At 59.1% G+C, this 5730-nt stretch carries 2 protein-coding genes; both read left to right on the top strand.

Annotated elements, in window-relative coordinates:
* Positions 1 to 120 precede the first annotated feature (120 nt).
* Positions 121 to 702, top strand: a complete 582-nt coding sequence (locus GNK13_RS20110; protein ID WP_164104350.1) for a DUF6714 family protein — start codon at positions 121 to 123, stop codon at positions 700 to 702.
* Between the two features lie 3563 nt (positions 703 to 4265).
* Positions 4266 to 4577 (top strand): 50S ribosome-binding protein YggL, encoded by a 312-nt coding sequence (locus tag GNK13_RS20115; RefSeq protein WP_164104351.1) that lies wholly within the window; start codon positions 4266 to 4268, stop codon positions 4575 to 4577.
* Positions 4578 to 5730: the final 1153 nt, after the last annotated feature.

Consider the following 5730-nt stretch of genomic DNA (forward strand, 5'->3'; position numbering starts at 1 on the left):
TGTTCTGGCATAACCATGAAATTCACGGGAGCGACCGATGGGGTCCTCTCTGCGGCTCTAGCTCGTCGACGGTCGCCCCGTGATTTCCGCCGTTACCCCATTGCGAGACCACACAATTCGATGCCGGACGATCGCTGCTTTCGCATTGATGATCTCGATGTCGACGAACTGCGAGACCATACAAGGGACCAGCAGTTGATCGACGCATTTGCCCACTGGGTCGAGCACTTCGCTCCGAAAGTCGACGATGTCATATCGGAAATTTCTGATGCCTTCGCTGATACGCGACTGGACGACGGCATCGGGCTTTTCCAGGCCAATGGACTCGACGACTATGCGTCAGCTGAAGAACTCAAAGAACTTCGAGACCGCGACGAACTGACCGACTGGAGACGAATCTCCTACGCTGATCTCGAGCGGTGCAATTCCGCGCCCTCTTTCTTCGATGCGAGGGGATTTGTATTCCACCTTCCTGCATTCCTGATTGCGGAACTGAATGACCGCCACCCCTACGGATTTATCGATCGGCTATACCGGACTGACGAACATCCGGAAGGCTGGCGTCACCTTTTGACTGACAAACAACGACGTGCGATAATCTCCACGCTCAAGCTAATCAGGGAGCATCCGAACTACGAACACGATCGAGACGAAATCGACGTGGCAATTCAACGACTGAAGGGCACGCCAAGCATGGGGTAACCATGCGGTGAACGGGAGCCGCCGATAGCGTGGTTTTTGAAGTCTCAGCTCCTCGGCGGCGGCCCCGTTACCGCCACCGTTATGCCAACGGTGCAGTCCGGATCTTTCGACCAACCGGACAACGAATGTTAGGCAACAACAATCCTTATTCGCCGACCGTCAAAGGTCACCTCCGTCTCGAGTCGCACAAGAATCACGGCCGCTCCTATTCATTGACGAAGGTTCTGAATTGCCTCTCGATCGCGGTTCTAGCGTTCGGCGCATGTGCTGTCGCGGGTATTTGGTACTATTACCGAGACGGTGGCTGGTCCGCGTTGCTACCTTACTTTTTCGCCCTAATTGCCGGGGGCGCTTGCTTGGCAGTCTCCGTTTTGCTTGCGATCATCGCGACGATCCTGGATCGGTGCTCTGCTTTGATGCTGCTGATACAGGCGCCGGCCATTGTCTTCTATCTTCGATTCCTACCATGGGGCTGACCAGCAGACGCCGATGTTCTGGCATAACCATGAAATTCACGGGAGCGACCGATGGGGTCCTCTCTGCGGCTCTAGCTCGTCGACGGTCGCCCCGTGATTTCCGCCGTTCGCGGCGCCGACCACATACTGCCCTCGCAGCGTCTGATCGGTCCTTTCCCTCTTACGTCATAAATGGTGCGCTCGAGATATCTGCTGCGATCCGTTCCGTGACTCGATCGGTTTGATGCGCTCAGTGCACTTCCATCGTTCCGACGCGGGTGCAATCGGGTTCCAGGTGCACATGACCTGACTCTGGTCTCGGATCGCGGGTGCCCACGATTGTCCGCCGGGCTTCAATTCATGACTCAATCGGCTCGATTCGCTCGGCCCTCAGAATTGTTCAACGCCAGGTGTGCGTGAAAACTGATGCGCTCGAAGATTGGCTCGGCCATTGCTCGCCGCTACACTTTGTGGTCCCGGCTCGTCGGCCTATCGAGCTGCCGGCTTCACGAAGACTCCGCGAACAAGGCGTCGAACCCGAGCGGCGGATGGAGCGTTTCCTGAAGACTATCCACTCGGCCGCCGCCGGGTTAACGCAAACGTTATGGCAATCACCGACGCTATCCGTTCTCTGCCTGCCGTGGTGCGCTCGAATCAGCCCCTATGCACAGTGAACCGCCACCCGCATTAGATTCTGACTGTCGATTGGGGCGCCACTAACTTCCGTGCTCGAGGATTTGACGTCATCGCGATCCGAGGGTTCAATCGGGGAGCAGGTGCGCGTGAAGGTCAATCGCATTGGAGAGTCGTGGGGCCGACAACGTTTATGAAGCACTTCGCTCACGCGACACCGTCGTTGACTGTCTGGCGTTCGATGATCACTGAACCTGGTTCGCGGGGCTTGGCCCGAAGAGTGATACTTGAGTTCCGGCTTTCACAATTGAGGCCAGAGAACCGGCTGATTCAGGCATGCTGACGCCGAGTCGATCGGTTACACTCGATTACCACGGTGCTACATCTGCGGCCCTGGCTCGCTGGGCGCCGCGACGGAGCCATAACAACGCGTCGAACCCGAGCGGCGGATGGGGCACTTACTGAAGACTATCCACTCGACCGCCGCCGGGTTAACGCCACCGTTCGTCGTCTTCCTCCTTCGCAATTTGATCTCCACGCCCGGCACGCTTTCCTTCGCTGACAGCGACTGGCTCGCGTGCTGCCCTGGGACGACCCCGTGCTGCTATTGACTATCTCTTGGGCGGCCTGATGGCCGATGCGTCCTTTGCCGCTCCCCTCCGCCGCGAGGCCTGGGGTAATCAGAAAATTACTCTCAGCTGCTGGACCGGATACGCTGTTGGTGAGTCGTGGGGCCGCCAAACACGCTCACCTTCGGTAGCCGACGAACCATTCGATAAACGCGAGCCGCCACGGTCGTCTCGCCGCGGGTAACAACTTACAGGTGGCGGCCGCGTTATCGTGGCCGTTCTGCCATCCGATGAAACGTACCCACACTTGCATTGCTGCCGCTGGCACGGCTTTTACAGCGTGTGCACTCTTTCTGGCTGCGTCGGCGAATTCGCGCCCGCACTTGACGATTCTCGTGAACGGATCCCCCGCTGCAAATGTCACGGTGAGCGACGTCCAGACCGGAACGCCTCACCAAACCGACTCAACCGGCACCCTCAACTACAGCGTCAGGTCGGGCAAACAAAATGCCGTTTTTGTGCCGATCAGCGGTGGCGGTATTCGCATGGTCTCGTTCCCACCCCGGGGACACAGAACCATCGACATCCGAGGCCGCTATACTCGATCAACGACTGTGGTGTACGATTTTGGGCTTCTGCGACGCGAACAAACCACTGTACAACATGATTTAACTGACGCGGAGGCGGCCGCGGCCCGAAATCGCGGGACGATGCTGCGACAAGTCGAGAACCTCACGCGGAATCCGGCAGAACCATGAAATTCACGTGAGCGACCGATGGGCTCCTTTCTGCGGATCTCACTCGTCGCCGGTCGCCACGTGATTTCCGCCGTTATGGCAATCACCGACGCCACATGTTCACCAACTGCTGACCCGCACTCGAATTGCCAGCCGCACTCATGAATGCGGTGTGTCGCCTCGCCGGTCCCGTCGCCCCGATGGATTCAAGAGGTGCGCGTGAGGGTCGATCGAATTGGAGAGTCGTCGGGCCGACAGCGTTTATGAAATTCTTCGCTCAAGCGACAGTGTCGGTGATGGGGACTCTCGGGGTGACGGTCGGGCACGGTTCGCGGGGCTCAACTGCGATGCAAGATGCGTGGCTCTCCACTGGCATGGCTGACGCCCGGGGAAATCGCCGTTTCAGGAATGCTCGGTCCGGGCCGATCGGCTACACTGAAATGCCTTGGCGTGATCTCTGCGGCCCCGGCTCGTTGGGCAGCGCTGCGGAGCCATAACTATTCGATGAACGCGAGCCGCAATGGCCGGATTGCTCGCTTCGCTCGATACCCTTTTCCGCGGCCGCGTTATCGTGGCCGTTATGGCAATCACCGACGCTATCCGTTCTCCGCCTGCCGTGGTGCGCTCGAATCAGCCCCTATGCACAGTGGACCGCCACCCGCATTAGATTCTGACTGTCGATTGGGGTGCCACTAACTTCCGTGCTCGAGGATTTGACGTCATCGCGATCCGAGGGTTCAATCGGGGAGCAGGTGCGCGTGAAGGTCAATCGCATTGAAGAGTCGTGGGGCCGACAACGTTTATGAAGCACTTCGCTCACGCGACACCGTCGTTGACTGTCTGGCGTTCGATGATCACTGAACCTGGTTCGCGGGGTTTGGCCCGAAGAGCGATGCGTGAATTCCGGCTTTCATGATTGATGCCAGAGAACCGGCTGATTCAGGCATGCTGACGCCGAGCAGATCGGCTACACACGATTACCATGACGCTACATCTGCGGTCCTGGCTCGCCGGGCACTGCTGCGGAGCCATAACAACGCGTCGAACCCGAGCGGCGGATGGGGCACTTACTGAAGACTATCCACTCGGCCGCCGCCGGGTTAACGCCACCGTTATCCGATGCAGCTGCAGACTCCAGCACGCGTTGCCACAGCACCATGAAGCGTCGCTTGCGAAAAAAACGAAGGCTCGGAGAATTTACCGACTGGTGCTTCGAACTGGATGCGACCTTCGATCCGCCGTTGACCGAGCGACAGTTGGACGTATTGTGCGAGCAGTTAATTGACGCCGTGGAAACTGCTGGGCTGCAGTTCGGCGGTGGCGGCGACGGCGGGTCCTACTCCGTCATCGTACAGTTTGGCGATCGACAACCCAACGAGGATGACCGGCGACAGTTCGAAGCATGGTTCCGACGACTGCCACAGTTGGCTTCCTGCCGGACCGGCCCGCTCCGCGACGCGAACTACGGCTGGTCATCGTGAAGGGACTGCACGAGGAACGGGGCGAATAACAATGGCATGAACGCGGAGCCGCCGATCGCGCGTTTCCAAATGGAGCATCAACCGCGGCGGCCCGGTTATGCCAGACGTTATGGCAATCACCGACGCCATACGTTTCCCCTCTGCTAAACCGCACTCGGATCGCTGGCCGCACTCATGAAAGCGGATTCCCGCCTCCAGGGTTCAATCGCCCATGGCGGACTGCATTGGTGCGCGTGAGGGTCGGCCACATTGGAGAGTCGTCGGTCCGACTGCGTTTATGATGCTCTTCGCTCATGCGACAACCTCGTTAACTGTCTGGCCTCGGGTGATCATTGAACTCGGTTCGCGGGGCTTGGCCCGAAGAGTGATTCGCGAGCTTCGACTTCAATGGTTGACGCCGGAGAAATTGTTGACTCGACATGCTGACGCCGAGCCGATCGGCTAAACTGGATTGCTGTGGCGCGGCCTCTGCGGTCCTGGCTCGCTGGGCAACGCTACGGAGCCATAACAACGCGTCGAACCCGAGCGGCGGATGAGGCGTTTCCTGAAGACTATCCGCTCGGCCGCCGCCGGGTTAACGCACCCGTTCGCGGCGTCGACCACTTTCCGCCCTAGCGGCGTCTGATCGATCCTTTCCCTCTCACGTCATAAATGGTGCACTCGAGATATCTGCTGCGATCCGCTCTGTGACGCGAATGGTTTGATGCGCTCAGTGCACTTCCATCGTTCCGCCGCGGGTGCGATCGGGTTCCAGGTGCACATGACCTGATTGTGGTCTCGAATCGCGGGTGTACACGATTGACCGCCGGGCCCCATTTCATGACTCGATCGGCTCGATTCGCTCGGCCCTCCGGATGGTTCAACGCTAGGTGCGCGCGGGAACTGGTGCGCTCGAAGATTGGCTCGGCCATTGCTCGCTGCTACACTTTGTGGTCCCGACTCGTCGGCCTATCGAGCTGCCGGCTTCACAAAGACTCCGCGAACAAGGCGTCGAACCCGAGCGGCGGATGGAGCATTTCCTGAAGACTATCCACTCGGCCGCCGCCGGGTTAACGCGGCCGTTCGCGGCGTCGACCACCATGCCGTTCTCGCGGCGTCTGATTTGGTCCTTTGCCTCTCGCATTACAAATAGTGCGCTCGAATTACTGATGCT

Source organism: Candidatus Laterigemmans baculatus (genome assembly GCF_010367455.1).
GTDB classification, from domain to species: domain Bacteria; phylum Planctomycetota; class Planctomycetia; order Pirellulales; family Pirellulaceae; genus Laterigemmans; species Laterigemmans baculatus.